The following is a 2082-nucleotide window of genomic DNA, read 5'->3' as shown; positions in this document are numbered from 1 at the left end:
GGGTATTTTTGAGACTTGTGTCACAGCCTCTCCCAGTTAAATTAATGATTCTTTTGTTTTTCAAGATGGTATTTGAAGGTTTCCATGGCTGAGTCGACTACGAAGACTGCTAGCGCAATGGCAAGGGCTGTAACAATCGCTTGATATAAAGAGCTACCAGCGGCGATTAGGTCATTATTCATAAAGTTATAGGCTGTCTCATACATAGCAACCCCTGGAACATATAGGAAGAAAGCTGGAATATAGAAGACATTAACGACTGTTTTAAATTTCCGAGCCATATATTGTCCTAATATCGAGATGACTAAGCAACCGAGAAAGGTCGCGATAAAGTCATTTGAGAAGTTCTTGACCCATAGATAGACCCCATAAGAAAACATCCCAGGTAAGCCCGACCAGAAGATAAAGCGCTTAGGGGCTTTAACGTTAATGGCGGCCGCTACAGTTGCACAGTATGCCGCAAAGAGCTTGAGTAGTAGTTGATTTAGTTCCATAAAGTAATCACTCCATTCGATAAGACAAGGCCTAAGGCCACTCCTAAAGCCAGGCTCAAAGCAGTTAGTAGGGCATCAATAAAACGAGTTAGTGCGGTTGAATAGTCGCCCCGGATGGCATCCCGTATTCCATTCGTGAAGGCTGTTCCAGGATATAGGGGCATGAGCGTCGCTGAGATGACAATATTTGGATTAAAATTATCGGTGACATAATAGGCAATCAACGGTAAAACAAAGGATAAAGAAGCGGTCATAAAGACGTTAATTAAAAAACTGTTCATGCCAAAATTATCATCCGATAAGAGGAAAAATAAAATTAAAATAGAGGGAATCAGTGAAATGACTAAATCTCCCGGCTGACCATCAAAGAGCGCAATATAGGCCATAATTAAGATGAAGATGGATACGAAGTTGTTGTGAGCTGTAAATTCGGTTTCTGGAATCGCCTTGAGCTGTCGTAGGGCTTCTTCAGCATTAATTCGCTGGTCAATGAAGTCGTAGGTGACGGCATTGACTCGGTCAATTTTAAAGATCTGATTGGATCGATTCTGTACACGAACGACGAGGGTCGTGGTATCGGATTGTTGATCGTTGATTGATTCTTCTAGGTTAATAAAGAGTCCAGAGGCAGAAGAATAGACATCGAGATAGTTGACATTGGCAACTTCAAGAATCTGCTTGACCGTTCGTTCCACCCGATAGCCTTCGGCTTCCGCTTCAATCAAGAGCTTTCCAGCATAGCTGGCCAATTGCAGGATGGTTTTATCCGAGGATTGCATGTGTTCACCTCCAAGATTTAGTGCAATTAATTATAACATAGGTTTAGGCTTTTAGTAGCGAGTTTATAGGTATTATTCGTTTACGCCCTTTAAATCTGAAAAATTTTTCCAAAACAGAATCCTTTGGAGCCTTGCTGGCTTAAGGGGCTACTCAAGGTAGGGCTATAGCCTTTTCAATGGCTCAAAAAAAACAAATCCAATCCCACAACTGTGGTGGACCGCCAGGAGCCTTCTAAGGAAGTCTCCTTGGCTCAGCTGGCTACTCAAAGCCTAAGCGCTAAAGCGCCAAAGCTTTGATGTGTGCCAGCTGTCCTTTGACCACGGTTGTGGGATTGGTTTATTTTTTCGCCTGTTTAAAGGTGCTCTCATAGCTACTAGATACATGGTCTAGCCAAATCATTAACGAAGTTATTATTACAAAAATATGGAATAAAGAAAGAAAACTAAAAAATAAAAGTATTATTCTTTTATTATACTAGAATTTAAGTTCAGAACAGACAGTATTAAGGTCGACTTATAACAAATGGAAATATTTATATAATTTTCATTCTGTGAAAGAGAGTTGTAAAATATATTCAATCATCAGCGATACTCATTTTTATCAAGTATCTTATGGATTATAGAAACTGCTTATCTTTAATAAGTTATGTCTATTTTCACAAAAACAATTAGCCTAATCTTAATTCAAATCCGAAAATTTATGAAAAAGAACCCTTCCTCTGTCGTGGCATTAGGGCAAGGGGCACACATCAAACGCTTGCGCTTTAGCGCCTAGCGTTTGAGTAGCCCCTTGAGCCGGCGAGACTCTG

At 40.3% G+C, this 2082-nt stretch carries 2 protein-coding genes; both read right to left on the bottom strand.

Annotated features, from left to right (window positions below):
* Positions 1-41 precede the first annotated feature (41 nt).
* Positions 42-494 (bottom strand): threonine/serine exporter family protein, encoded by a 453-nt coding sequence (locus HMPREF2758_RS05495; RefSeq protein WP_070609550.1) that lies wholly within the window; start codon positions 492-494, stop codon positions 42-44.
* Complete coding sequence (locus HMPREF2758_RS05490; RefSeq protein WP_070609549.1) at positions 485-1273, bottom strand: threonine/serine exporter family protein; 789 nt, start codon at positions 1271-1273, stop codon at positions 485-487. The genes HMPREF2758_RS05495 and HMPREF2758_RS05490 overlap by 10 nt, the downstream gene beginning before the upstream one ends.
* Positions 1274-2082: the final 809 nt, after the last annotated feature.

The organism is Facklamia sp. HMSC062C11 (genome assembly GCF_001810675.1).
GTDB classification, from domain to species: Bacteria; Bacillota; Bacilli; order Lactobacillales; family Aerococcaceae; genus Facklamia; species Facklamia hominis.
Note: the sequence above shows the minus strand (reverse complement) of the source record. Positions and strands in the feature narration are given on the sequence as shown.